This window comes from Marivita sp. S6314 (assembly GCF_023015985.1).
Lineage (GTDB): Bacteria > Pseudomonadota > Alphaproteobacteria > Rhodobacterales > Rhodobacteraceae > Marivita.
Window position 1 is genome coordinate 727,845 of record NZ_JALKAO010000002.1, and the last position, 24,914, is coordinate 752,758.

Here is a 24,914-nt window from a genome sequence, read left to right on the forward strand (position 1 = left end):
AGGACTCATGGAGAAATCGCTCGACACTGTCTTTGCCGCCCTTGCGGATCCAACCCGCAGACAGATTCTATCGATGCTGCTGGAAGACGACATGGCTGTCACAGATGTGGCAGACCCGTTCGAGATGTCCCTGGCCGCGATCTCCAAACATCTGATCATTCTCGCCAATGCAGGCCTGATCAGTCAGGAAAAACGCGGTCGGGTGAAATGGTGTAAACTCGAACCCGACGCGCTTCGGGATGCCAGCATCTGGATGCAGGCCTTTGGCCAGTTCGAAGCCATCCATCTGGACGCCTTCGAACGCTTTCTCAAATCCGAGGACATCCCCCAGGAACCCCGGTAAATGCGTCAACGCATTTACGACCCTCCGTCCACGGAGGGTCCCCCGCTCAAGCCGCCAGTCCGCGCCCCTTCAGCAACGCGTCAACCCCCGGCATACGCCCGCGAAACTTGGTATACAGCACATCCGCCTCTTCGGACCCGCCCGCCGACAGGATAAATTTCTCCAGTTTCTCGGCCATTCCCGGATCAAATGCGCCACCGGCCTCTTCAAACGCCTCGAATGCATCCGCATCCATCACTTCGGACCACATGTAGGAATAATACCCCGACGAATACCCGTCACCGGTGAACACATGCGCAAAATGCGGTGTGGCATGGCGCATGATGATCGCCTCCGGCATGCCGATCCCGGCCAGAACCTCGGCTTGCCTTGCCATCGGGTCTGCAGGCGGTTCGCCTTCGTGGAACGCCAGATCGACCAGCGCCGATGCGACGTATTCCACCGTCTGGAACCCCATGTCATAGGTCGCCGCCGCCAATACCTTGTCCAGCAATGCCTGCGGCATCGCCTCCCCGGTCTCGGCATGGGTGGCAAATTCCTGCAACACCTCCGGAACATCCAGCCAGTGCTCGTAAAGCTGGCTGGGCAGTTCGACAAAGTCCCGCGCCACCGACGTGCCCGAGATCATGCCATAGGTCACATTCGACAACATCTGGTGCAGCGCATGACCAAACTCGTGAAACAACGTCCGCGCATCATCGTAAGACAGAAGCGCCGGATCACCCTTGGCAAAGTTGCACACATTCACAACGACCGGGGCCTGCACATCCGGGAACTTGCGCTGCGACCGAAACGCCGAACACCACGCGCCCGACCGCTTCGACGCCCGCGCGAAATAGTCACCGATGAACACGGCAACATGCTGGCCATCCCGCGTGACCTCCCACGCCCGGCAATCGGCATGATAGAGCGGCACATCCAGCGCCCTGAACTCCAGCCCGAACAACCGCTTGGAACAGGCAAACGCCGCCTCGATCATCCGGTCGAGCTGAAAATACGGTTTCAGCTCCGCTTCATTCAGCGCAAATTCCTCGCGCCGCCGCGCCTCGGAATAATACCGCCAGTCCCAGGCCTGCAACGGCCCGTTTACACCATCCGCAACCATCCTTTCTTCCAGCAAGGCCGCATCCGCTTCGGCCCGTGCTTTGGCAGGTTGCCAGACATCCATTAACAAAGAGCGAACCGCGTCCGGCGTTTTTGCCATCTCGGTCTCAAGCTTGTAAGACGCAAAATCATCATATCCCAGCAACCGCGCCCGCTCGGATCGCAACTGCAAAATCTCTGCCGCCACGTCGCGATTGTCCGTCTCCCCGCCATTTGCGCCCCGTGCCGCCCAGGCGCGCCAGGCTTCCTCGCGCAAGCTCCGGTTCGGACAAAACTGCAAAAACGGCACAATCACCGACCGCGACAACGTCAAAACAGGCCCATCCGCCCCGCGCTCCTCACCCGCAGCGCGCACCGCATCCACTACAAACGCCGGCAAGCCCTCAAGCTCATCTTCGGACAGCGCCCGCTGCCAATCGCGCTCATCCGCCAACAGGTTCTGCCCAAACGCCGTCCCAAGGATCGCCAACCGCCCCTTGATCTCTTTCATCCGCGCGGCCGCGTCCCCTTCCAGCGCCGCGCCCGCACGCACAAACCCGCGCCGCGTCAGCATCAGCACCCGCTGCTGCTCATCCGTCAGCTCCAGCGTGTCGCGCGCCTGCCAGACCGCCTCAATCCGTTCAAACAACGCCGTGTTGCCATAAATCGCCGCCGAATGCGCCGCCAGCTTCGGTGAAAACTCCCGCATGATCTCTTCCCGCGCCGGGTTCGAATCCGCCCCGGCCAGGTTGTAGAACACCCCCAACACCTGATCGAGCTTGGCCCCCGTCCGCATCAGCCCCTCGATCGTGTTTTCAAAACTCGGTGCGTCTTCAGACGCCGCGATTGCCTCCACTTCGGCCAGGTCTTCCGCCATCGCCGCCTCGATTGCAGGCGCAAAATCAGCGTCCGAGATCCGTTCGAACGGGGCAAGGCCAAACGGTGTCTCCCAGGTCTCCAGCAACGGGTTGGTCATAAGGTCTCTCCTATCTTCCCCAAAGACCTAGGCGCGCCACCGACCAAGGGCAACCAACCCTCGCCTCTTCTTTTTCCAAATATGCCAATGCCACGCGACCACGGGCGCTCAGGGCCGGTTGCGCAACCGAACTTCCAACCGGCGCAAGACAATCGACAGGCTGATCGTCATCGTCAGATAGATCAGCGCCACCACGTTGTAGGTCTCGAAATACCGGAAATTGCCCGCCGCCGTGACCTTGCCCAATTGCGTCACATCCAGAACCCCCAGCACCGAAACAAGCGAGGAATCCTTGATCATCGCCACGAAATCATTGCCCAGGGGCGGCAGGATCGTGCGGATCGCCTGCGGAAACACGATGAACCGGAATCGGTGCCAGCGCTTGAGCCCCAGGGCATTCGCGGCCTCGATCTGACCTTCGTCAACCGATTGCAACCCGGCGCGAAACACCTCGGCAATAAACGCCGAATACCCGATCATCAACGCAATGATCGCCCGCCAAAGAAGGGAAAACTCCCGCGTCCGGATGGGCTCAAACCCAAGCGGCTCCAGCACCGTATTGCGCAGCGCCACGAGACCCGGTGCCAGCACAAAGGCCACGTATAAAAGCAGCACGATGATCGGAATGCCCCGCACGATCTCGGTATAAAACCGCGCCACCTGCCGCAGGATCAGCGACCCTGACAGAGACATCAGCGCAATCAGCAACCCCAAAGCGGCCGCCAGCGCAAACCCCACCAGCGTGACAAACACCGTCACCTGCACACCGCGCATGAGCGTGCTCAGGATCTGCGTGTGCAGGTCACTTTCCAGAATTTGCCAGAATCCCCACAGGCCAAGGCCGACCACGGCCACCAGCCAGTAGGGAAAATCGCTGTCAGGCTTAGACTGCGGGATCATCCGCGCGAACGCGCCGAATTAACCGCCGATCTTGAAATCAAGGAACCACTTCTTGTCGAGCGCATCAATGGTGCCATCCTCCCGCATATCCTTGATCGCCGCGTTGATCGGCTCCACAAGGTCGGACCCCTTGGGAAAGATGAACCCGAAATCCTCGGTGCCCAGCTTGTCTCCGATGATCTTCAAGGTCCCTTCAGACGCCTCGACATAGCCATTGGCCGCCGTGCTGTCCGACAAGACCAGATCCACGTCGCCCGTGCGCAGCGCCTGCACCCCGGCTCCGAATGTCTCGAAAAGCTTGATCCGCGGGTTGGCTTCATCGCCGTCAAGCACGTCATACACCCCGACGTAAAACGGCGTGGTCCCCGGCTGCGCGGCCATCAACAGATCCGCATCCGCCGCAAAAGACGCGGCATCCGTAAACCGGTCTTCGTCTGAGCGCACCATCATCAACATCTCGGACGTCATATACGTCTCCGAGAAATCCACCTTCTCGGCCCGGTCCTCCCGAATGGTGATCCCGGTCATGCCCATATCGAACTGGCCTTCACTCACCGCCGCGATCATCGCATCCCACGAGATATTCTCGTAAACCACGGTGATATTGAGCCGCTCGGCAATCTCGGCCATGGCGTCATATTCCCAGCCTACGGCATCACCGCTGGCCGGATCCACGAACTGCAACGGCGGATAGGCGTTTTCAGTCACCACAACCACTTCGCGCCCTTCCAGATCGGGCAAATGCCCCCCGGCCAGCGCCGCACTTGCGCCAAACACCACCGCTGCGACTGCACCAAACATGCGTTTCATTCGTCCGACTCCCTCTTGGATTTGCCGCCAAGTATGCCGCGCCCATCCGTCAGGGCAAGCACCACCTGCGTACCCGCCCCGTAGGCCGGGCTTCAGCCCGGCACCCCCGACCCACAAATCGGACAGTCTACCCGCCGCTTCAACGCAATCTTCCGGGTCTCTCCCCAAAGCGCGTCATAGATCAACAGCTCGCCCCGCAAGGGCTGCCCCGCGCCCGTGATCAGCTTGATCGCCTCCACCGCCATCATCGCCCCGATCACCCCCGGCAACGGCCCAATGACCCCCGCCTCCGAACAGGACGGCGCCAGACCGTCCGCCGGGGCTTCAGGGAAAATACATTGGTAACACGGCGCACCATTTGCAGGATCAAACACCGAAATCTGCCCCTCCCACTGCGCCAAAGCGCCGGAAATCAAAGGCGTGCCCGACGCCACCGCCACCCGGTTCGCCAAGTACCGCGTCTCGAAATTATCCGTCCCGTCCAGAACCAGATCGTATTCGGCAAACAACTCTTCCGCGATCGCGTCGGTCAACCGTCGGTGATAGGGTCGTACCTCGGCATAGGGGTTCTGCGCCATCATCGCTTTTTGCGCCGAAAACACCTTGGGCAGACCGATATCTTCGTCCCGGTGGATCACCTGCCGTTGCAGATTGGCATTCTCCACCACGTCATCATCAATCACCCCGATGGTGCCGACACCGGCGGCGGCCAGATATTGCAACGCCGGCGCGCCCAGCCCCCCGGCCCCGATCACCAACAGCTTGGCATCGCGCAGCGCCTTCTGCCCCGGCCCGCCGATCTCGCGCAGCACGATATGGCGGGCATAGCGTTCAAGCTCTGTGCCGGAAAACTTCTCCGACCGCACCACCGGTACATGCTCGGCCTGCTCCCTGGCCTCGGCCCGTGCCTTCAGACCCTGCACCACCTTGCCATAAAGAACCGCCACGGCCGCAGAGACACCGATCAAAATCCACAAGGCCGCGCTTTCGCCGGTCGCCATGCGCAACGGATGCCCGAAAGGCAACGCCACCTGCACAAACAGCACCGCCACGTAAAGCAATCCCACCATGTAAAGCCGCGCCTTGCGCGGAATCCGCAGCACCGCGCCCAAGCCCCAAAGGGCAACCGCCATCGACAAGACAACAATCATGACGCCACCCCGGTCGATCCAAAGCCCCCGGTCCCCCGATCGGTCTCGTCCAACGCCGCAACCTCGACAAAGGCCCCGCGCACAACCGGCGCAACGATCATCTGGGCAATCCGGTCGCCATGCGAAATCTCGAACCGCTCCGCCCCTGTATTCATGACGATTACCCCCAGCGACCCGCGATAGTCACTGTCAATCGTACCGGGGCTGTTGGGCAACGTGATCCCGTGTTTCAGCGCCAAACCTGACCGCGGCCGGACCTGCACTTCGTAGCCCTCCGGGATCGCAAGCCGCAGACCTGTCGGCACCAGCATGCGCGCGCCCGGCTCCAGCACAACCGCCCCGCGATCGGGAAAATTTGCCCGCAGATCTGCCCCCGCCGCGCCAGCGCTTGCATAGCTCGGCAGCCCCAATGACCTGTCCGCACCGTCGTCCCACGTCATCTCTATCGTGACCACGCTTCGCCCTTCTTCTTTTTACAAATATGCCAAATGGTGCGCCCGCACCGTCAGACCAACGCGTCGGCAATCCGCGCTGCCAATTGCCGCGCCACCGCATCCTTGCCCATGCGCGGCCAGCCCTCCGCGCCGCTGTCCGAAATCACCGTAACCGCGTTTTCGGATCCCCCCATGATGCCCGTGGCAGGCGACACATCATTCGCCACGATCCAGTCACAGCCCTTGCGCTGACGCTTGGCCGTCGCATTGGCCACCACATCATCCGTCTCGGCCGCAAATCCAACAACCAGTCCGGGGCGTCCGTCTGCCATCTGCGACACCTCCGCCAGAATGTCGGGGTTTTCCTCGAACGACAGGGTCGGCAACTGCCCCGCCTGTTTCTTGATCTTGCTGTCCGAGGCACCCACAACTTTCCAATCCGCCACGGCGGCCGCAAACACCGCCGCGTCCGCAGGCAGCGCCGCATGCACGGCGTCGCGCATCTGCTGCGCCGTCTCCACGGGCACCACCTCGACGCCGTCAGGCGGCGACACCTCGGCCGGACCGGTGACAAACACCACCTCGGCCCCCAACGCCCGCAACGCCGCCGCAATCGCTGTACCCTGCGCCCCGGACGACCGGTTTGCGATGTACCGCACCGGGTCAATCGGCTCATGGGTCGGCCCCGAGGTCACAACGATCCGCTTGCCCGACAACGGCCCCGCCGCCACCGCGCCGATCACCGCGTCGACAATCTCCAGCGGTTCCGCCATGCGCCCCGGCCCAAACTCGCCACAGGCCATGTCACCGTCATTCGGCCCGACCACCGCCACACCATCCCCGCGCAACACCGCCAGATTGCGTTGCGTCGCCGGATGCTCCCACATCCGCACATTCATCGCCGGGGCCATCATCACCGGCGTATCGGTCGCCAAAAGCAAGGTTGTCGCCATGTCGCTGGCAAACCCATTGGCCATCTTCGCCATCAGATCCGCCGTCGCCGGGGCCACAAGCACCAGGTCCGCCACCCGCGACAGCTGGATATGCCCCATCTCGGCCTCGTCGGTCAGATCAAACAGATCGGTATAGACCTTTTCACCAGCCAATGCCGACACCGACAACGGTGTCACAAATTCGCCCGCAGCCCGCGTCATCACCGGCGTCACCGCCGCGCCGCGCTCTTTCAGACGCCGGATCAGATCAAGGCACTTATACGCCGCGATCCCGCCGCCGATGATCAGTAACACACGCTTGCCGCTTAGCATAAGGCCCGCCCCAGGTTGTTGCCTGCCCCAAGTGTTACGAGCCTGCCCGGGAAAACTCAATCAACGGAACGCCTCACAGGGATCCCCGCGGTCAGCCGGCGGCGATGTTTCAACCAGATCAAACGCGCCCAGCGGCGCCCCCGCGCCGTCCTCGGCCTGCCCCAATGCGGCAATCCGCACCCCGGGCGCCGCCTCCATCAGGTAAACCGGTGCGCCCCAATCAAGGCGGGCATGCCCGTTGCCCGTGATCACCACCACCGGCCCGCCATAAGCCTCGAATGCCTGAACCGCGGAATAGGCCAACTCCGCATCCCGCAACCGCTGGATATCCACCATCAACGGCAACATCTCCTGCGGCATCGCATCGCAATGGGCCGACAATTGCAGCGCCTCTCGGGTCGCCTGCTGGTCTTCGGGCAAGGGGGTGGTCAGACCATAACGCGCGCCATCCCCGCGAAACGCCGCCACAACACCGGTCTCCATGACACCCTTCGCCGTCTCACGCGGAACCGCCGCACCAAACACCGCCGCCTCCGGGGCGGCTGCAAAAATCGGATAATACATCGAAAAATCCGGCCAGCCGCTGTCAGCCCAGCCCAGCGCGGCCTCCAAAGCCACCTCATCCGCCACCAGGTCCGGCGTCACAAGATTCGCCTGCGCCTGCGTCAGCATCTCGAACACCAGCGCCGTCGGCTGCAACGCCACGACATAGTCCGCCTGTCGCGCATGATGTCCGGGGTTGTCATGCAGCTCCCCCAGGAACACCACATCCGCCCCATCAAAAACGCCCCCAGCGGTCAGAACCGTGGGGGCGCAGGCCAGAACAAAAACTAAATGCTTCATGCGAGGAAGTGATGCACCTCTGGGCTCTGGGCTTCAAGCGACTTCCGGATTTTCTGGAACGCCGCCGCCTCAAGCTGGCGCACCCGCTCTTTTGACAAGCCCAACTCGTTGCCAAGGCTTTCCAGCGTCCGCGCATCTTCCCGCAGCTTGCGTTCACGCACGATAAACCGTTCGCGCTCATTCAGCTGGTTCATCGCCATCAACAGCCACTGACGCAACTGCGCGAGATCCATGTCTTCTTCGACCATCTCTTCGGCCTGCGCGCTGTCATCCTCCAGCGCATCAATCCACTCACGGCCCTCATCTTCGGTCGATTGCGTCGCGTTCAGCGAATAATCCGACCCGGACAAGCGGCCTTCCATCATCTCCACGTCATGCAGCGGCACACCGATCTCTTCCGAGATCAAACGCCTCATCTCGTGCCCTTCCAGCTTCTTGCCTTCGGCCGCCGCTTCCCGCTCCAGCCGCGCCTGAACCCGGCGCATGTTGAAAAACAGAGATTTCTGCGAAGATGTGGACCCGGTGCGCACAATCGACCAGTTCCGCATCACGTAATCCTGAATCGACGCCTTGATCCACCACACGGCATAGGTCGAAAAGCGGACGCCACGATCCGGGTCGAACTTGTCCGCCGCCTTCATCAGGCCCAGACCCGCTTCCTGGATCAAATCATTCATCGGCGCGCCGTAACGCTTGAACTTGGACGCCATCGAAATGGCCAATCGCATATACGCGGTGATCAAACGGTGCAGCGCGGCCTCGTCCCGTTCGTCGCGCCAGGCATAGGCCAGCTTCAGTTCGGTTTCCGCATCCAGAAGCTCTGCCTTCATCGCGCGGCGTGACAAGGTTTGGTCGTTAAAAGCGTCGAGTGCCATCTGTGCCCCCAGTCTTGATCCCTCGTACTGTCTACGGGGCACCCACAAGGCTGGATCAAAAATTTATCTCCAAAACATGAATAGCGCGCAGGCTGCATAAAAAGCCCTGACATAAATGCCGATCCGTGATCGGCAACCGCACAATTCTCAATTGGGCGTTTCGCGGTCTTCACACTAGGCTAACCCAACACGAACAGAAACCGGGACACGACATGACCTACGACCTCTATATCGGCGATTTCGCATATTCGAGCTGGTCTCTGCGTGGCTGGCTCCTGTTCCGCCACCTGGGCCTCAAACCCAACCTGCATCTCGTCGATTTCAGCACCTCCAGCGTCGCGGACCAAATTCCCGACATGGCCCCCGCCAGAACCGTGCCCTGCATGCGCACCCCCGAAGGCACCCCGGTCTGGGAATCCCTGGCCATGGCCGAAGAACTGCACGACCGTCACCCCGATGGCGGCCTCTGGCCCTCCGATCCCACCGCCCGCGCCCTGGGCCGCGCCCTTGCCGCCGAAATGAACGCAGGCTTTTCCGCCCTGCGCACCGAATGCCCGATGAACCTGCGCACCGCCTACCGCGCCGTCGACCTGTCCGACGACACCCGGGCCGACATTGCCCGCATCGAAAAAATCTGGAGCTTTGCCCGCAACAAATACGCCGACCAGGGCCCATGGCTGCTCGGCACCTACTCCATCGCCGACATCGCTTATGCCCCGGTGGCGGCGCGGTTCGCCGGTTATGACGTGGCCCTGTCCGATACAGCACAAGCCTATGTCGACACCCACCTGAACGACACGATGTTCCGCCAATGGCGCACCATGTCACTGGTCACCGGAAAAACCCTGCCATGGTATGCCAAACCCTTTGACACCAAACCCTGGCCCGGCCCAACGCCACAGCCCGCGAAACCGGTCGAAACCGGCCCGTCGGTCAACGCAACCTGCCCGTTCACCGGCGGCACGCCTGCATGGTTCCTTGAATACAAAGGCCAAATCTACGGCTTTGAAAACAAGCTCTGCCGCGATGAAACCGTCCAAGACCCCGAGGCCTGGCCCGCCTTCATCGCCATCACCTAAGGCACATGGCCCGCCCTAGCCGCGCGCGCCGTGGCTCGGGCGGCTCAACACGTAGGCTGCGGCTCCCGACATGCACACCGCCTGCACCGTCAGCACGAACACCGGCAGACCGAAATACAGGCTGACCACGAATGTCGCCGCCATCATCGACAGGGCCATCACCTTGAATTTCGGCGCAATGGCCCCGTTTTCCCGCCAATCCGCGATGATCGGGCCAAACAGATGATGCCCCTCCAGCATCGCCGCAAGGCGCGGCGACCCTCGGGTGAAACAGAACGCCGCCAACAGGACAAGCGGCGTCGTTGGCAGCACCGGCAGCACAACACCGATGGCCGCAAATGCCAGCGACACCGCGCCTAAAACTGTCCAGATCGGTCGTGTCACATCACCGCTCGCTCACACACCCTTGCCGGTTTATATGGCGTGCGTCCCGGCAAAGTCACACCAAATCGCACCCGCAGTCGTTAACCTTTTGGCAACCATGGCACAGGCACCCTGCCCCGGCAAAAGAAAGCAGGTGCCATGGTCGCCCATGCCTACACAGTTGCGTTCGAAGGGGTCGAAGCGCGCATCGTCGAAGTCCAATGCGCCGTGACCCCCGGCATGCCGGCCTTTTCCATCGTCGGCCTGCCCGACAAGGCCGTGTCGGAATCCCGTGACCGCGTGCGCGGCGCTCTTTCCACGCTGCACATCGCGCTGCCCTCCAAGCGCATCACCATCAACCTGTCACCGGCCGACCTGCCCAAGGAAGGGTCGCATTTCGATCTGCCCATCGCCCTCGCCCTGCTGGCCGAGATTGACATCCTGCCCAAAGACGCCGTGGCACAGGCGGTTGCCTTGGGCGAACTCTCACTCGACGGCGCGCTGATCCCCGTCATCGGCGCCCTGCCCGCCGCAATGGCCGCCGCCTCGGAAAACCGCGCGCTTTTGTGCCCGGCCGCCTCGGGGGCCGAAGCCGCCTGGGTCGGCGGCTGCCAGGTCATCGGCGCGGGTGGCCTGATGGATATCATCCAGCACCTGACCGGACGCACCCCGCTGCCGCCCTGCGACCCGGGCGAGGTGCAGATGCCCGCCGCGACCACCGATATGGCCGATGTCAAAGGTCAGGAACGCGCCAAGCGCGCGCTCGAAATCGCCGCAACCGGACGGCATCACGTGCTGATGGTCGGCACGCCCGGCTCGGGTAAATCCATGCTTGCAGCGCGCCTGCCCGGCATCCTGCCACCGCTCACCCCGTCCGAAGCGCTCGAAACCTCCATGGTGCACTCCCTATCGGGCCTGATCGAGGCCGGCGGCATCTCCCGCCATCGCCCGTTCCGTGAACCCCATCACACAGCCTCGATGGCCGCCATCGTCGGCGGTGGGCGCACCGCCAAACCCGGCGAAATCAGCCTGGCGCATAACGGCGTTCTGTTCATGGACGAGTTTCCAGAATTTCCCCGCGCCGTGCTGGAAACGCTGCGCCAGCCCATCGAAACCGGCGAAGTCATGGTCGCCCGCGCCAACGCCCATGTCACCTATCCCTGCCGCTTCATGCTGGTCGCCGCCGCCAACCCCTGCAAATGCGGCCACCTGTCCGACCCGGCCCGCGCCTGTTCCCGCGCCCCGCACTGCGGAGAAGACTACATGGGCCGCATCTCCGGCCCGCTGCTCGACCGGTTTGACCTGCGCGTCGATGTCCCGCCCGTGGCCTTCCGCGACCTCGACGGCCCGAACACAGGCGCAACCTCGGCGCAGATCGCCGCCCGCGTCGCCGCGGCCCAGACGGTCCAGCGCGCCCGCTTTGCCGACACGCCAAACCTGACCCACAACGCCGACCTTCAGGGCGAACTGCTCGACACCGCCACCGCGCTCGACACAGACGCCCGCGCCCTGATCACCCAGGCTGCCGACCGCTTCGGCCTGTCCGCCCGTGGCTATCACCGCGTCCTGCGGGTGGCGCGCAGCATCGCTGACCTCGACGCCTCCGACGCCGTCAGCCGCGATCACGTCGCCGAAGCGCTCAGCTACCGCTTGCCGCAAACCGCATGATCAGGACAGCTTTGCCTCAATCGCCTGCCAGATCTTCTCGGCGATATTTACCCCGTCAAACCGTTCCAGTTCCTGAATGCCAGTGGGCGAGGTCACGTTGATCTCGGTCAAGTAATCCCCGATCACATCAATGCCGACAAACACCTGCCCCTTTTCCTTCAAAAGCGGCCCGATCCGTGCGCAGATCTCCAAATCGCGCTCTGACAGCCCGATCTTTTCAGGCCGCCCGCCCACATGCATGTTTGACCGCGTTTCACCCGCCGCCGGCACCCGGTTGATCGCACCCACAGGATCGCCATCGACAAGAATCACCCGCTTGTCCCCCGCCGACACATCCGGCAGGAATTTCTGAACAATCAACGGCTCACGCGAAAAGCCGGTGAACAACTCGTGCAGCGATGTCAGATTCCGGTCATTCGCATCCAGCCGGAACACCCCGGCCCCGCCATTGCCGTAAAGCGGCTTGAGGATAACGTCCCCATACCGCGCCTTGAACGATTTGATCGTCTCAAGATCCCGCGCAATCATCGTTGGCGGTGTCAGATCGGGAAAATCCAGCACCAACAGCTTCTCGGGATAATTGCGCACCCAGAACGGGTCATTCACCACCAGGGCCTGCCCCGCCAGACGGTCCAGCAAATGCGTCGACGTGATGTAATGCATGTCAAACGGCGGGTCCTGTCGCAGCCAGATCACGTCGAAATCCGCCAGATCCACCTGTTCCTCGGGCCCCAACGCCACGTGATCGCCCTGCACACGCTTTACCGTGAAAGAATGCCCTTTGGCCAGGATCCGGCCCTCGTCATAGGCCAGTTTGTCGGGGCTGTAGAAAAACAAGTCGTGTCCACGCGCCTGTGCCTCTTCGGCAAGGCGAAAACTGCTGTCGGCCGAGATGTCGACGGATTGGATCGGATCCATCTGGAACGCGATTTTCATGAAATGGCCCCCTTGCTGTGCTGGCCTCGTAATGGCGCAACGCCTGTCGGGGCGCAAGCGATGCGGCTAGGCCGCCAGACTTGCGTTCTCGATGATCTCAACCACGCCCTGCGCGTCCACAAGCGCCACATCCAGCCGCGCATCCGTCAGCGCGCCCTTGGGACACGACCCCAGATAGTGATCCGCGCTGTGCAGAATACGCTGCATTTGCCGTGCCGTCAGCCGCTGCGCCGCCTGCGCATGGGTGCGGCTTTTCTTGACCTCGACAAAAACCACCGTTTCGCCTTCGGAAAAGATCAGATCAATTTCTCCATAGGGTCCGCGCCAACGCGCCTCGCGCAAGCGCGCCCCGCGCCGCCCGTATGTGTGTTCCACCGTTTTTTCCGCGCTGATCCCGGCATGGTAATTGGTTTGTCCCGTCGCCGAGACATCATTCTGAAAATCAAAGGGCATCTGCCACCTCCAGTCAGAATCACCCTAAAACAAGACATCTAATTTTCGCCTAATGCCATCGCCCTTTGATACGCCTCCCGCCTTGGCACGCCAAAGCGACGCGCGATCTCGCTGGCCGCGTCTTTCACCGACAGTCGGCGCAACGCCTCTTCCAGCGCCGCATCCAGCGTCGCCTGATCCGCCACGCGGCCCTGGCCCCGGTCAATGACCACCACGATCTCTCCTCGCGGCGCATCCGCCAGGTACGCCTCCGCCAGTTCCGTCAACGTCCCGGCCCGGCGTTCCTCGAATTTCTTGGTCAATTCCCGACACACCACCGCCGCCCGATCCGCGCCCAGAACCTCTGCGGCGTCGCGCAGCATCGCGCCCAACCGCTTGGGGGATTCGTAGAAAATCAGCGTCGCGGGCACATCCACACATTCCGCCAGCGCCTTTTTCCGTTTGCCCGAACTGTTCGGCAGAAACCCGGCAAACAGAAACCGGTCCGACGGCAACCCCGACACCGTCAACGCGGCCACCGCAGCTGTTGCCCCCGGCGCAGTGGTGCAATCGTATCCTGCCTCCAATGCTGCCCGCATCAGGTCAAACCCCGGGTCCGAGATCAACGGCGTGCCCGCCTCGGACGCGTAAACCACCGATTGCCCTGCCTCCAGCGCCGCAAGCAAACGCGGCCGCGCCCGGTCGCCATTGTGATCGTGATAGGCAACCAGCGGTCGCTCCGACAAAGGCACGCCATGAATATCCATCAACCGGCGCAACGACCGGGTGTCCTCGGCCGCCAGAACATCGGCCCCTGCCAAAAGGTCCAGCGCGCGCAGCGTGATGTCCCGTGCATTGCCCAACGGAGTCGCCACAAGGTACAATCCCGGCGCGATATCGCGTGCCTGCCAATTCATGTCTGGACCCGCCTTTCGCGTCGTCTATTATCCCGCACAACCAAAATACGCGCGCGACGAACGTGACGCGATCAGGGAGTGTTTTTATGTTGGCTGTTTTGTCCACCCCCCGCAAGCTCATGCGGAAAGCCGTGGCGGTCGTTGCATTTATGGGACTGGCCGCATGTGATCCCAGCATGATGGCCGGCACCGGCGGCGGCACGGGTCCGCGCGTCGACACGAACGCACCGGTTCCGGTCGCGCTCCTGATCCCGCGCACCGACAGCAGCGCCGGGGCGGTGGCCAGCAGCATGGAAAACGCAGCCCGGCTTGCGCTGGCTTCGCTCGATGGTGTCCAGATCGACCTGCGCGTCTATGACACCGCCGGAAATGCGCAACAGGCCGCCACCCAGGCCGAACGCGCCGTCTCCGAAGGCGCCCAGATCATCCTTGGCCCTCTCTTCGGCGAAGCGGCCAACGCGGCGGGTGTCGCCGTGTCGGACAACAATGTGAACGTCCTCAGCTTCTCCAACAACCCAAGCATCGCGGGCGGCAACGTCTTCATCCTTGGCGCGACCTTCCGCAACACCGCCAACCGCCTGCTGGGCTACGCCGCGCGGCAAGGCAAAAACTCCGTTGTCATCGTGCACCCGCAAAACGTCGAAGGCGAGTTTGGCAAAGCCTCGATTCAGGCCGCAGCCGCCCAGAACGGGGTCCGCGTGGCCGCTGTGGAATCCTTCCCGTTCTCGCAAGACGGCGTGACCGCCGCCGTTCCCCGGATCGCCAGCAGCATTCAGGCCAATGGCGCGGATTCCGTGTTCCTGACCTCTACCGCCGCCGGCGCATTGCCGATGTTCCTGCAACTGCTCCCCGAGGCCGGTGTCAGCCCCGCCGCCACGCAATATATCGGCCTGGCCCGGTGGGACGTGCCGCCACAAATCCTGGCAATGCCGGGCGCACAGGGTGGATACTTCACGCTGACCGATCCCGGCGCGACAAACGCCTTTGAAAGCCGGTACCGCGCGCGCTACGGGGCCGATCCGCACCCGCTGGCGGGCCTTGCCTTTGATGGCATCGCAGCCGTCGGCGCGTTGGTCAAACAGGGCCGCTCAGACGCCTTGAGCGGGCGGGCACTGACACAGAATTCTGGCTTCCAGGGGGCCACAGGCGTGTTCCGCCTCCGGTCCGACGGAACCAACGAGCGCGGACTTGCGGTTGCAACCGTGCGCAACAAGCAGGTGACCATCCTTGACTCAGCCCCATCCGGCTTCGGCAGCGCAGGCTTCTGATCCGACCGCCGACCTCCCGGTCGACATGCCCGGCGCAGATGCGCTGAACGCCGATATTCTTGACGTCGCCGCCCTGCGGGACGCGATGTGGGATGCTGTCGGCGACGCGATGGACGAACCGACCATCCGCGCCGCCGTTGTCGGGGTGCTCAAGGCCGCGCAGAAAGACGGCCGCGCCGCCGTCGAAGCCCGGCTCGACGCGGCCCCGCTTGCCGCGGGACCGGTGATCTCGGGCTATACCTGGCTCACCGATCAGCTGATCACCCTGACCTGGGAAATCGTCACCCTGCGCATCCATCGCAACCCCAATCCGACCGAAGGCGAACGCATCAGCGTGCTGGCCGTCGGGGGTTACGGGCGCGGGGCCATGGCCCCGTTCTCGGATGTCGACCTGCTGTTCCTGACGCCGTACAAGATCACCGCCTGGGCCGAAAGCGTCATCGAATCGATGCTCTACATCCTGTGGGATCTCAAGCTCAAGGTCGGTCACTCCGCGCGCACTGTGAACGATTGCCTGCGCCTCGGGGCCGAGGATTTCACCATCCGCACCGCGATGCTCGAACACCGCTTCGTGGTCGGCCATGCCCCGCTCGCCGAAGACCTCGACACCCAGCTCTGGACCAAGCTGTTTCACGGCACCGAAGGCGAATTCATCGACGCCAAGCTGACCGAACGCGACGCCCGCCACGTCAAGCAGGGCCAGCGCTACATGGTCGAACCCAACGTCAAAGAGGGCAAGGGCGGTCTGCGCGACCTGCAATCGCTGTTCTGGATCGCCAAGTACATCAACCACACCGACGATATTGAAGACCTCGTCCGCATCGGCGTCTTCCGGCCCGAAGAATACCAGACCTTCGTGAAGGCTGAAAACTTCCTCTGGGCCGTCCGCTGTCACCTGCACCTGGCCGCGCGCCGGGCCACCGAACAGCTGACCTTCGACATGCAGGTCGAGGTGGCAGCCCGCATGCACTACACCGACAAGGGCGGCCGCCGCGCGGTGGAATGGTTCATGCAGGACTTTTTCCGCCACGCCACATCGGTCGGGGATCTCACCCGCATCTTCCTGACTTCACTGGAAGCCTCGCAGAAAAAAGAACCGCCGCTGCTGATGCGGCTCTTCACACGCGCGCCGAAGGTCAAAAAGGGCTACGAGGTGGTCAACAACCGCCTCGCCATCGCGGACGAAACGGCATTCCTGTCGGACAAGATGAACATGCTGCGCATCTTCGAGGAAGCCCTGCGCACCGGCCTGCTGATCCACGCCGACGCCATGCGCCTGATCAGCGCCAACCTCACCCTGATCGACACCGACATGCGCGCCAACAAGGAAGCCCAGCGCATCTTCCTCGATCTGCTGCTGAAACACGGCAATCCCGAACGTGCCCTGCGCCGGATGAACGAACTCGGCGTGCTCTCCGCCTTCATCCCCGAATTCGAACCCATCGTCGCGATGATGCAGTTCAACATGTACCACCATTACACGGTGGACGAACACACCATCCAGTGCATCTGGCACCTGAGCGAGATCGAACATGGCAACCTCGAAGAAGACCTGCCCGTCGCCAGCACGATCCTCAAGGACGGCGTGAACCGCAAGGTTCTGTACGTCGCCCTGTTGCTGCACGACATCGGCAAGGGCCGGCAGGAAGATCACTCCATCCTGGGTGCCAAGATCGCGCGCAAGGTCGCCCCCCGGCTTGGCCTGAACAAGGCCGAGGTCGCCACCGTCGAATGGCTGGTCCGCTACCACCTCCTGATGTCCGACATGGCGCAGAAACGCGACATCGCCGACCCGCGTACCGTGCGCGATTTCGCAAAGGCGGTGCAAACCAAGGAACGGCTCGATCTGCTCTGCGTGCTCACCGTGTGTGACATCCGGGGCGTCGGTCCAAACACCTGGAACAACTGGAAAGCGGTCCTGATCCGCGCGCTCTACCGCCAGACCCGCCGCGCGCTCGAAGACGGGATGGAGGCGCTCAACCGGGAAAACCGCGGAACCGAGGCCAAGAAAGCCCTGCGCGCCGAACTGGCCGACTGGGACGCGAAATCGCTGCGGATCGAAACCGGGCGGCATTATCCACCCTATTGGCAGGGCCTGCATGTCACCGCGCACAAGGTTTTTGCCGAGCTTCTGCGCGACATCCAAGACGACGAGATCAAGATCGACATCCACCCCGATGAAGATCGTGACGCCACCCGCGTCTGCTTTGCCCTCGCCGATCACCCGGGCATCTTTTCGCGCCTCTCCGGAGCGCTGGCGCTGGCCGGGGCAAATGTCGTCGACGCACGCACCTTTACCTCCAAAGACGGCTACGCCACCGCCGCCTTCTGGATCCAGGATGGCGACGGGTCACCCTACGAAGACAGCCGCATTCCCCGGTTGCGCCAGACCATCACCAAAACGCTCAGCGGCGAAGTCGTTGCGCGCGACGCGATCAAACCGCGCGACAAGCTCAAGAAACGCGAACGCGCCTTCAACGTTCCGACATCCATCACCTTCGACAATGACGGGTCCGAAATCTACACGATCATCGAAGTCGACACCCGCGACCGTCCCGGCCTGTTGTTCGATCTCACCCGCACGCTGGCCGACGCCAATGTCTATATCGCCTCCGCCGTCATCGCGACCTATGGCGAACAGGTGGTGGACACGTTCTATGTCAAAGACATGTTCGGCTTGAAGTTTCACGCCGAAAGCAAGCAAAGATCGCTCGAAGCCAAGCTGCGCAGCGCCATCAGCGAAGGTGCAGCCCGCGCCAAGGAATAAGCCTCGTCTCAGAGTTCGGAGTACATCATGCAGTTCACCTACACAGGCACAAACCCCGCGTTTCTCGACCAGTCATTCTTTGACGGCACCGGCACGCTCAGCGTCGCATTGACCTCCTCAACGCCCACGGAGTTTGTCCTGACGCACACCGTGTACGCCGAGGCCAATGTCTTTGTCACCTTCCGCGGGTTCGGGTTCGCGGCGGATGCTCAGGGTGTTTTCACATCAGGGATCATCACCTCCATTGAATTCAACGGGCTCGATATCCGGCAAGCCACCGTCAGCGACATCGGCTGGAGCGCCGTTGCGTTTCAGCAGGCCCTGTTCGACATCGCGAACGCGGCCGATTTCACCGGCATCGCGGACTTGTTCAACGAATCCGGCCCCATCACCATCGACGCCAGCAGCGGGCTGAGCGGGTTCGATCAGGAACTTGCCTGGGAACCCTTCCTGCCGCTTCTCACCCAGCCGATCACCTTCATCGGGTCGCGCTTTGACGACGCGGTCGAAGGCACGTCCCGCGCCGACACGATCAACACTGGCACGAATACCGAAGATGGCGACCGGATCGTCGCCAGCCTGGGCAATGATACGTTCATCTTCAACCCAACCACGGGCACCGACGCGCCGGGGTTCATCCTCGATTATGACCGGATCAACGCGCCCGTGACCTTCGATATCGACGGCGTCCTCAACACCGGGTCCGCCACAGGCGCCGGCTTCACCGACACCTATCAAGATGTCACCAATGCGCTGTCGGCCTATCTCGGGCTGGAAGGCACCTCCGGCAATGACAGCTACACCGTTCGCCTTGCCCCGGGCCAGGTGGTGTCCCTGATCGGCGGGCCAGGGTCCGACAGCTACGATATCGACGCCGAAGGCGCGGTGCCGATCCTTGATTTCCTGTTCACCGATGCCAGCGCCGGGCTGGACCTCAATTTCGCCACCGGCGTTGTCGCCAATGACGGGTTCGGCGGCATTGAATCGCTCGACATTACGGGCACGCCCTTGCGCACGATCCTGCTCGCCACAGACACTGACGACGTTGTGACAGACGGCATGGGCAACCAGCTCGTCCGCGGATTTGACGGGGACGACACGTTCTTTGCCAGCAACCTCGGCAATGACAGCGTTTCGGGGGGCAATGGCACCGACACCGTCGTCTTCGCCGAGATCGACGAAGGTCAAAGCACGATCACCTTCTCCGGCGCGATCAGCACCCTGACCGACCGCGACACCCCCGATGGCAGCACCGCGATGCTGGGCGTCGAAATCATCGAAACCAGCGGCGGCGTTCAGTTCGCCCTCGACCGGCATGACGGGATCGGCCAGATCAGCGCGGCAGACCTGACCACCCTCACCGAGCTGTATATCGCCTATTTCAACCGCGCCGCCGACGCGCTGGGTCTGTCGTTCTGGGCCACCGCGTTTCAGAAAAACGGCTTCTCCCTGCGCGAAATCGCAGAGCTCTTCTTCGATCAACCCGAAACACAATCGCTCTATGATGGCATGTCGAACACCGCTTTTGTAAATGCGGTCTATGGCAATGTCTTCGGTCGCAATGCCGATGATGACGGGCGGACCTTCTGGACCTCGCAGCTTGACGCCGGAAACGTCACCCAGGCAGGCTTCATCGTCGATTTCCTCGCCGGGGCGCGGGCCGAAACCGGATCGCCCGAGGATGTCGCCTTTATCGAAACCAAAACCGATATCGGCCTCTATTTTGCGGTCATTCAGGGTCAAAGCGATGTTGCCGATGCGCGCGATGTGATGGATGCGTTTGATGGCAGCATTTCCAGCCTGTTCAATGCCATCGGCCTTGCCGACGACGCCCTCGCTGCCGCTGAACTTGGGTCCACAGACCTGCTCTTGCCGGTGGTGGGTGTCATTGATGATCCTTTCTCTGCAGCGGTCTGACCGCCGCGCCTAATACCCGCTCAAGTCCGGCCCCTTCGGCGCGTCATCGTCACCGAAGGGGTCACGCCCCGAGATCGCGCGGCGCAATCGCTCCTGATCCCGCGCCTGTTGTTGCAAGTGAACATCCCGGTACCGCCGGTCCCGGCGCGTCGCCTCGAACAGCGCGCGCGCTTCGGTGATCGGAACCAAACCCGCCACGGGCCGCCCCCGCCTGAGGATCGCGTAGCGCGTGTCGTGAAAATTCACATCATCCAGAACGCGCCGCAGATTGCTGCGCAGGGTCTCGGTGCTGATGTCCTCCAGCGGAGACGAATTATAGATAAACATGGGTGCCCTTTCACAGACGCGGGCCCCCACCCTGTCGGCAAAAGGTTGAAAAATCGTTTGCGGACCGACCGCAATTTGCGCGCGGCAACACCACATCGAACCGGACGGTCCAGCCGTACAATTCGTACAACAACCGTTCCAACACCGACAACTCCCCCAAAACCCCCGAAAATCCGCTGTTTTTCCCGCGTGAGCCGTACAAACCGTCCGCTCCAAGCGTACAACAGCCCCTTTTCGCGGCCGGATTTCTGCTCTAGGCCAGTCCTCACGCACAAGGAGCCTTATGAAACCCATCCGCCTCATATCCGGTGTTCTCACCGTCGGCTTCTGGACCCTCATGAGCCGCGTTCTGGGCGTCCTGCGCGAAGTGATGATCCTCGCCCTCATCGGCCCAGGCCCGGTGATGGACGCCTTCGTCGCAGCCTTCCGCCTGCCCAACATGTTCCGCCGCTTCTTCGCCGAAGGCGCGTTCAACGCGTCCTTTGTTCCCATGTTTTCCAAGCGGTTAGAGTCCGGCGACGACCCGGAAGGTTTTGCCACGCAGGCGCTGAGCGGATTGGCCTTTGTCCTGCTGATCCTCAGCGCACTCGCGATGATCTTCATGCCCGCATTGGTCTGGGCCACCGCCGGAGGCTTCGTCGGAGACGCCCGCTTTGACCTTACCGTCGATTATGGGCGCATCGTTTTTCCCTACATCTTCCTGATTTCGTTAACAGCCCTGTTTTCCGGCGTCCTGAACGCCGCAGGTCGCTTTGCGGCAGCGGCGGCGGCACCGGTTTTCCTCAATATTTTCGTATGCTTATCCATGGCGACCGGGGCGTATCTCGGGGGCGAAACTATTCGCTGGCTGATCTGGTCGGTGCCCGTGGCGGGCCTTGCCCAGCTGGCTCTTGTCTGGGTTACTGCAGATCGCGCTGGCGTCCGGTTGCGCCCGGCGCGTCCGCGCTGGTCGCCCGAGATGAAACGCCTTGTTGTCGTGGCCGTGCCTGCAGCGCTCGCGGGGGGCGTGATGCAGATCAATCTGCTTGTTGGTCAACAGGTTGCGTCACATTTCGACAAGGCCGTCGGGTGGCTTTATGCGGCCGACCGGCTCTACCAGCTCCCATTGGGCGTGGTCGGGATTGCGGTGGGCATTGTGCTCTTGCCAGACCTCTCCCGCCGCCTGAGCGCGCAGGATGATGCAGGCGCCAAACACGCCTTTTCGCGCGCCGGGGAATTGTCCCTCGCGTTAACCATTCCTGCTGCTGTGGCGCTTGTGGTGATTCCCCTGCCTCTTGTGTCGGTTCTCTTCCAGCGCGGGGCAACCGGGGCCGATGACAGCGCGGCCATCGCCGCCGCCGTTGCGATCTACGGTCTGGGCCTGCCGGCCTTTGTCCTTCAGAAGGTTCTGCAGCCACTGTTCTTTGCCCGCGAAGACACGAAATCCCCCTTTAAATTCGCGGTTTGGGCGATGATCGTGAATGCCGTGATTGCCATCGGCCTGGCCCCTGTCATCGGCTGGATCGCTCCGGCAATTGCCACCACCGTGGCCGGTTGGGTCATGGTCGCCCTGCTGGGGATCGGTGGCCGCAAACTGGGCGATGTCGCGCGCTTCGACAGCCAGTTCCGCCGCCGCATCTGGCGGGTCTGCCTGGCCTCAATCGTGATGGGTGCGGTCTTGTGGTTTACCACGCTCCTGTTGGGCCCGTTCCTGGCTCTTGCAGGGATTCGCTTCATCGCGCTCGCGGCGCTGATCGCCATCGGCATGGTCAGCTACGCGCTTGCCGGACAACTTCTCGGCGCGTTTTCCCTGCGCGAACTCAAAGGCGCGTTCCGGCGAGGCAGCGCCTAGTCCCGCTGCCGCAACCGGTCCAGCAGTTTCGCAAACCCGCCGGGCACTAGGATCATCGACAGCAGGAACCCGATGGCAAAGCCTGACAGGTCCGCCACCCATTCCGCGTTGGATCCGAACAGCAGGCCAAACAGCAACTGAATTCCCAAAAGAAACCCGATCAGCGAAAACGCCCGGACCTGATTTTCGCCCAACTGCCCCAGCCGCAACCACAGCATGTAGGTGAACCCACCGATCAACCCGTAAACCGCTGGAAACGCGCCAATTAACGGTTGCGACCCACCGATGGTGACGGCGTAGAACACGGCTCCTCCGGCAGCGGACACAAAGAAAATCGCAAGCACGGCAAAGCTGCCCATGGCCTCTCCGACCATCTTGCCCAGCGCCAGCAGCATCACACCGGCAAACAGTGCGTGGGTAAAGCTGGCATGGACAAACGGGTAGGTGAACATGCGGAACACATGCTCCATCGGCCAGCGCCCGGTTTCGCGCATCCAGGCGAAAATCTCGGACGAAAAAGCGAACCGCTCCAGCAGCACAATCCGCCATCCCACCGCAGTCGGACCACCCACGATCCCCCGCGCGCCAAGGTTCACCGCCACCTCTATTCCGACGATCACCAGGAACAAGGCAATCACCACGGGCGGCAATGGGTTGAGAGGGGGTTCGTTATGTGGATGGGTCACGGCGCGGGGCCCTTGCTTGACGGCACTGGGGGTCATGGGTAAGGCACCGGAACCACATTTGCCAGATGGAGAATTGCCATGTCCGAGGGGGTCCAAACCTCTCCCGCTTTCACGCCCCGGGTTTTCTCGGGGATTCAGCCCTCAGGCGGGCTGACACTCGGCAACTACCTGGGGGCCATGAAGCGTTTCGTCGAAATGCAGGGCGTCGGGTACGAAACGATTTACTGCATGGTCGACATGCACGCGATCACCGTCTGGCAAGACCCGGACGCGTTGCGGCGCCAGACCCGCGAATTGGCCGCGGGCTACATCGCCAGTGGCATCGACCCGGATAAATCCATTCTTTTCAATCAGTCACAAGTGGCCGAACACGCGCAGCTTGCGTGGATCTTCAACTGCGTCGCCCGCATGGGTTGGATGAAGCGCATGACGCAATGGAAAGACAAGGCCGGCAAGAACCAGGAAAACGCGTCTCTTGGCCTGTTTGCGTACCCGGCCCTGATGGCGGCAGACATCCTTGTCTATCACGCCACACATGTGCCCGTCGGCGAAGACCAGAAGCAGCATCTTGAACTGACGCGCGATATTGCGACCAAGTTCAATCACGACTTCAAGACCGACTTCTTCCCGATCACCGAACCGGTGATCGAAGGCGCCGCCACGCGGGTCATGTCCCTGCGCGACGGGTCCAAGAAGATGTCCAAGTCTGATCCGTCGGATGCCAGCCGCATCAACATGACCGATGACGCCGACGCGATTGCGCAAAAGATCCGCAAGGCCAAGACCGACCCGGACGGATTGCCCTCAGAGGCCAAGGGCTTGGAAGACCGGCCCGAGGCGCGCAACCTGGTGAACATCTATGCCGCTTTGGCCGATCAGTCGGTGGAGTCCGTGCTGTCGGAAATGGGTGGCAAGCAGTTCTCGGAATTCAAGCCGCTGTTGTCGGAATTGGCCGTGGAAAAGCTGTCCCCGATTTCGTCGGAAATGGCCCGCCTGATGCAAAGCCCAGACGAAATCGACGCGATCCTCGCCAAGGGGGCCGGCCGCGCCAGAGAGATCGCCGCGCCGATCCTCAAAAAGACCTACGAGATCGTCGGCATGGTCGGATGACAAAAAGGGGCGCTCTGATCGAGCGCCCCAAGTCATTTGGTCGTTTCTTTTCAGGATCGGGCTGGTGTTCAGGCCACGCTTTGTGCTGGTCCGGCGCTCGACGGGGCCGCGCAAAGGGTGATGATTGCGTTGCGTACCAGTTGGTTGCGCCGTCTGCATGGGGAGTGCAGAGGGTTTATGGGTGTAAACACATATTGTGTGGCCTGCATGAGAGGCCAGAGTCCTTGTGGTTGGTACAACACCCGCACCTTGGCCTCGACGATGCCCCAATAGGCGTTTCGCCAGGCCGAGATATTAAGGGCCGTGCGCAAACGCATGTGCCTGTCGGACCCAACGCGGCCGCTCATGCTCAAGGAAACGGAACTGGCCGAAGAATTCGGTGTGTCGCGCACACCCATCCGCCAGATCCTGCAATTGCTGGCCCATGCCCAGCTGGTGGAAACCCATATAGGCGTCGGCACATCCAGCGTGGTGATGAACGAAGCGGACAAGGTTTCGCATTTCCGTGTTTACATGGACATCACCCGTATCGCTGCCCACATCGCCGGGGACACGCCTGCACCGCGTCATACAACACTTGAATTGATGGCGGTGCAGAACATGCTCAAGGTGGATGATGATCGCTCTGCAGATGCGTTTGTTGCGCTCTACGGGCGGGTGATTGACGCGATGGCGCTGACGGTGATGGACCCGATCCTGTGCTTTGCCATTCAGGCGGCCCATTGGCGCGCGCTAAGGTGGCGGGCGCAGGACATTCAGACCGGCGGTACCGAAATCTGGAAATCGGTGGAAGCGAACCTGCAAAACGCCGTGGACGGTGCGTTGTCGGGCAAAAGCCGCATCCTGCTATTGGCGGCATCCCATAATGGTCAACGGTATATTCAGGAGATGGCCCAGCATACCACTGCCCCCACCCCGTCCCCGGGGGATTGA

At 62.3% G+C, this 24,914-nt stretch carries 23 protein-coding genes; 9 read left to right on the plus strand and 14 right to left on the minus strand.

Annotated features, from left to right (window positions below):
• Positions 1-7 precede the first annotated feature (7 nt).
• A complete protein-coding gene (locus MWU54_RS08100) occupies positions 8-343 on the plus strand; it encodes a metalloregulator ArsR/SmtB family transcription factor (protein WP_247082015.1) in 336 nt (111 codons plus the stop codon).
• 46 nt (positions 344-389) lie between these two features.
• Here MWU54_RS08100 and MWU54_RS08105 read toward each other — a convergent pair whose 3' ends face one another.
• From MWU54_RS08105 to MWU54_RS08140, 8 genes are all read right to left on the minus strand, one after another.
• On the minus strand, positions 390-2,402 hold the full coding sequence (locus tag MWU54_RS08105) for a M3 family metallopeptidase (protein ID WP_247082016.1): 2,013 nt from the start codon (positions 2,400-2,402) through the stop codon (positions 390-392).
• Positions 2,403-2,510: 108 nt separating this feature from the next.
• Positions 2,511-3,302 (minus strand): amino acid ABC transporter permease, encoded by a 792-nt coding sequence (locus tag MWU54_RS08110; protein WP_247082017.1) that lies wholly within the window; start codon positions 3,300-3,302, stop codon positions 2,511-2,513.
• Between the two features lie 18 nt (positions 3,303-3,320).
• The gene (locus tag MWU54_RS08115; RefSeq protein WP_247082018.1) at positions 3,321-4,112 is read right to left on the minus strand and encodes a transporter substrate-binding domain-containing protein; all 792 of its coding nucleotides are present in this window, start codon (positions 4,110-4,112) and stop codon (positions 3,321-3,323) included.
• A 92-nt stretch (positions 4,113-4,204) separates the two neighbouring features.
• The gene (gene moeB / locus MWU54_RS08120; protein WP_247082019.1) at positions 4,205-5,263 is read right to left on the minus strand and encodes a molybdopterin-synthase adenylyltransferase MoeB; all 1,059 of its coding nucleotides are present in this window, start codon (positions 5,261-5,263) and stop codon (positions 4,205-4,207) included.
• Complete coding sequence (dut, locus tag MWU54_RS08125; RefSeq protein ID WP_247082021.1) at positions 5,260-5,703, minus strand: dUTP diphosphatase; 444 nt, start codon at positions 5,701-5,703, stop codon at positions 5,260-5,262. Before dut ends, moeB begins: the two co-directional genes overlap by 4 nt.
• A 65-nt stretch (positions 5,704-5,768) precedes the next feature.
• A complete protein-coding gene (coaBC, locus tag MWU54_RS08130; RefSeq protein WP_247082023.1) occupies positions 5,769-6,962 on the minus strand; it encodes a bifunctional phosphopantothenoylcysteine decarboxylase/phosphopantothenate--cysteine ligase CoaBC in 1,194 nt (397 codons plus the stop codon).
• A 60-nt stretch (positions 6,963-7,022) separates the two neighbouring features.
• The gene (locus MWU54_RS08135; RefSeq protein ID WP_247082025.1) at positions 7,023-7,805 is read right to left on the minus strand and encodes a ChaN family lipoprotein; all 783 of its coding nucleotides are present in this window, start codon (positions 7,803-7,805) and stop codon (positions 7,023-7,025) included.
• Positions 7,802-8,680 carry an RNA polymerase factor sigma-32 gene (locus tag MWU54_RS08140; RefSeq protein WP_247082027.1) on the minus strand — a complete coding sequence of 293 codons (879 nt, stop codon included), beginning with the start codon at positions 8,678-8,680 and terminating at the stop codon, positions 7,802-7,804. The genes MWU54_RS08135 and MWU54_RS08140 overlap by 4 nt, the downstream gene beginning before the upstream one ends.
• A gap of 212 nt (positions 8,681-8,892) precedes the next feature.
• Between MWU54_RS08140 and MWU54_RS08145 the strand changes: the two genes are divergently transcribed.
• Entirely contained in the window at positions 8,893-9,759 is an 867-nt protein-coding gene (locus tag MWU54_RS08145) for a glutathione S-transferase (protein WP_247082029.1), read from the plus strand.
• Between the two features lie 15 nt (positions 9,760-9,774).
• On the opposite strand, the gene MWU54_RS08150 is transcribed toward MWU54_RS08145, so the two are convergent.
• Entirely contained in the window at positions 9,775-10,143 is a 369-nt protein-coding gene (locus MWU54_RS08150; RefSeq protein ID WP_247082031.1) for a YbaN family protein, read from the minus strand.
• 138 nt (positions 10,144-10,281) lie between these two features.
• On the opposite strand from MWU54_RS08150, the gene MWU54_RS08155 reads away from it, so the two are divergent.
• On the plus strand, positions 10,282-11,790 hold the full coding sequence (locus MWU54_RS08155; RefSeq protein WP_247082032.1) for a YifB family Mg chelatase-like AAA ATPase: 1,509 nt from the start codon (positions 10,282-10,284) through the stop codon (positions 11,788-11,790).
• Here MWU54_RS08155 and gshB read toward each other — a convergent pair whose 3' ends face one another.
• The 3 genes from gshB to rsmI all read right to left on the minus strand — a co-directional run bounded on the left by gshB (position 11,791) and on the right by rsmI (position 14,075).
• Positions 11,791-12,726: a glutathione synthase gene (gshB, locus tag MWU54_RS08160; RefSeq protein WP_247082034.1), complete on the minus strand. Its 936-nt coding sequence runs from the start codon at positions 12,724-12,726 to the stop codon at positions 11,791-11,793. It lies immediately after the preceding gene.
• A 66-nt stretch (positions 12,727-12,792) separates the two neighbouring features.
• On the minus strand, positions 12,793-13,179 hold the full coding sequence (locus MWU54_RS08165; RefSeq protein ID WP_247082036.1) for a YraN family protein: 387 nt from the start codon (positions 13,177-13,179) through the stop codon (positions 12,793-12,795).
• A 38-nt stretch (positions 13,180-13,217) separates the two neighbouring features.
• Positions 13,218-14,075, minus strand: a complete 858-nt coding sequence (gene rsmI / locus MWU54_RS08170; protein WP_247082038.1) for a 16S rRNA (cytidine(1402)-2'-O)-methyltransferase — start codon at positions 14,073-14,075, stop codon at positions 13,218-13,220.
• An 86-nt stretch (positions 14,076-14,161) separates the two neighbouring features.
• Here rsmI and MWU54_RS08175 point away from each other — a divergent pair, with 86 nt between their 5' ends.
• The 3 genes from MWU54_RS08175 (at position 14,162) to MWU54_RS08185 (ending at position 20,027) form a co-directional block, all read left to right on the plus strand.
• Positions 14,162-15,343 carry a penicillin-binding protein activator gene (locus MWU54_RS08175; protein ID WP_247082040.1) on the plus strand — a complete coding sequence of 394 codons (1,182 nt, stop codon included), beginning with the start codon at positions 14,162-14,164 and terminating at the stop codon, positions 15,341-15,343.
• 85 nt (positions 15,344-15,428) lie between these two features.
• On the plus strand, positions 15,429-18,110 hold the full coding sequence (locus MWU54_RS08180) for a [protein-PII] uridylyltransferase (RefSeq protein WP_247082219.1): 2,682 nt from the start codon (positions 15,429-15,431) through the stop codon (positions 18,108-18,110).
• Between the two features lie 27 nt (positions 18,111-18,137).
• Positions 18,138-20,027, plus strand: a complete 1,890-nt coding sequence (locus tag MWU54_RS08185; protein WP_247082042.1) for a DUF4214 domain-containing protein — start codon at positions 18,138-18,140, stop codon at positions 20,025-20,027.
• 9 nt (positions 20,028-20,036) lie between these two features.
• On the opposite strand, the gene MWU54_RS08190 is transcribed toward MWU54_RS08185, so the two are convergent.
• Positions 20,037-20,354, minus strand: a complete 318-nt coding sequence (locus MWU54_RS08190) for a type II toxin-antitoxin system Phd/YefM family antitoxin (RefSeq protein ID WP_247082044.1) — start codon at positions 20,352-20,354, stop codon at positions 20,037-20,039.
• 283 nt (positions 20,355-20,637) lie between these two features.
• On the opposite strand from MWU54_RS08190, the gene murJ reads away from it, so the two are divergent.
• Positions 20,638-22,185 (plus strand): murein biosynthesis integral membrane protein MurJ, encoded by a 1,548-nt coding sequence (murJ, locus tag MWU54_RS08195; protein WP_247082046.1) that lies wholly within the window; start codon positions 20,638-20,640, stop codon positions 22,183-22,185.
• Here murJ and MWU54_RS08200 read toward each other — a convergent pair.
• Positions 22,182-22,907 carry a rhomboid family intramembrane serine protease gene (locus MWU54_RS08200; protein ID WP_247082048.1) on the minus strand — a complete coding sequence of 242 codons (726 nt, stop codon included), beginning with the start codon at positions 22,905-22,907 and terminating at the stop codon, positions 22,182-22,184. The two genes, murJ and MWU54_RS08200, sit on opposite strands and share 4 nt — an antisense overlap.
• 42 nt (positions 22,908-22,949) lie before the next feature.
• Between MWU54_RS08200 and trpS the strand changes: the two genes are divergently transcribed.
• A complete protein-coding gene (gene trpS / locus MWU54_RS08205) occupies positions 22,950-23,981 on the plus strand; it encodes a tryptophan--tRNA ligase (protein WP_247082050.1) in 1,032 nt (343 codons plus the stop codon).
• A 345-nt stretch (positions 23,982-24,326) separates the two neighbouring features.
• Positions 24,327-24,914 (plus strand): GntR family transcriptional regulator, encoded by a 588-nt coding sequence (locus MWU54_RS08210; protein ID WP_247082052.1) that lies wholly within the window; start codon positions 24,327-24,329, stop codon positions 24,912-24,914.

What these genes read in the sequence shown, in the direction of transcription:
- MWU54_RS08100 (WP_247082015.1), top strand. Translation starts at nt 8, where the DNA reads ATGGAGAAATCGCTCGACACTGTCTTTGCCGCCCTTGCGGATCCAACC.
- MWU54_RS08105 (WP_247082016.1), bottom strand. Translation starts at nt 2,402, where the DNA reads ATGACCAACCCGTTGCTGGAGACCTGGGAGACACCGTTTGGCCTTGCC.
- MWU54_RS08110 (WP_247082017.1), bottom strand. Translation starts at nt 3,302, where the DNA reads ATGATCCCGCAGTCTAAGCCTGACAGCGATTTTCCCTACTGGCTGGTG.
- MWU54_RS08115 (WP_247082018.1), bottom strand. Translation starts at nt 4,112, where the DNA reads ATGAAACGCATGTTTGGTGCAGTCGCAGCGGTGGTGTTTGGCGCAAGT.
- moeB (WP_247082019.1), bottom strand. Translation starts at nt 5,263, where the DNA reads ATGATTGTTGTCTTGTCGATGGCGGTTGCCCTTTGGGGCTTGGGCGCG.
- dut (WP_247082021.1), bottom strand. Translation starts at nt 5,703, where the DNA reads ATGACGTGGGACGACGGTGCGGACAGGTCATTGGGGCTGCCGAGCTAT.
- coaBC (WP_247082023.1), bottom strand. Translation starts at nt 6,962, where the DNA reads ATGCTAAGCGGCAAGCGTGTGTTACTGATCATCGGCGGCGGGATCGCG.
- MWU54_RS08135 (WP_247082025.1), bottom strand. Translation starts at nt 7,805, where the DNA reads ATGAAGCATTTAGTTTTTGTTCTGGCCTGCGCCCCCACGGTTCTGACC.
- MWU54_RS08140 (WP_247082027.1), bottom strand. Translation starts at nt 8,680, where the DNA reads ATGGCACTCGACGCTTTTAACGACCAAACCTTGTCACGCCGCGCGATG.
- MWU54_RS08145 (WP_247082029.1), top strand. Translation starts at nt 8,893, where the DNA reads ATGACCTACGACCTCTATATCGGCGATTTCGCATATTCGAGCTGGTCT.
- MWU54_RS08155 (WP_247082032.1), top strand. Translation starts at nt 10,282, where the DNA reads ATGGTCGCCCATGCCTACACAGTTGCGTTCGAAGGGGTCGAAGCGCGC.
- gshB (WP_247082034.1), bottom strand. Translation starts at nt 12,726, where the DNA reads ATGAAAATCGCGTTCCAGATGGATCCGATCCAATCCGTCGACATCTCG.
- MWU54_RS08165 (WP_247082036.1), bottom strand. Translation starts at nt 13,179, where the DNA reads ATGCCCTTTGATTTTCAGAATGATGTCTCGGCGACGGGACAAACCAAT.
- rsmI (WP_247082038.1), bottom strand. Translation starts at nt 14,075, where the DNA reads ATGAATTGGCAGGCACGCGATATCGCGCCGGGATTGTACCTTGTGGCG.
- MWU54_RS08175 (WP_247082040.1), top strand. Translation starts at nt 14,162, where the DNA reads ATGTTGGCTGTTTTGTCCACCCCCCGCAAGCTCATGCGGAAAGCCGTG.
- MWU54_RS08180 (WP_247082219.1), top strand. Translation starts at nt 15,429, where the DNA reads ATGTGGGATGCTGTCGGCGACGCGATGGACGAACCGACCATCCGCGCC.
- MWU54_RS08185 (WP_247082042.1), top strand. Translation starts at nt 18,138, where the DNA reads ATGCAGTTCACCTACACAGGCACAAACCCCGCGTTTCTCGACCAGTCA.
- MWU54_RS08190 (WP_247082044.1), bottom strand. Translation starts at nt 20,354, where the DNA reads ATGTTTATCTATAATTCGTCTCCGCTGGAGGACATCAGCACCGAGACC.
- murJ (WP_247082046.1), top strand. Translation starts at nt 20,638, where the DNA reads ATGAAACCCATCCGCCTCATATCCGGTGTTCTCACCGTCGGCTTCTGG.
- MWU54_RS08200 (WP_247082048.1), bottom strand. Translation starts at nt 22,907, where the DNA reads ATGACCCCCAGTGCCGTCAAGCAAGGGCCCCGCGCCGTGACCCATCCA.
- trpS (WP_247082050.1), top strand. Translation starts at nt 22,950, where the DNA reads ATGTCCGAGGGGGTCCAAACCTCTCCCGCTTTCACGCCCCGGGTTTTC.
- MWU54_RS08210 (WP_247082052.1), top strand. Translation starts at nt 24,327, where the DNA reads ATGCTCAAGGAAACGGAACTGGCCGAAGAATTCGGTGTGTCGCGCACA.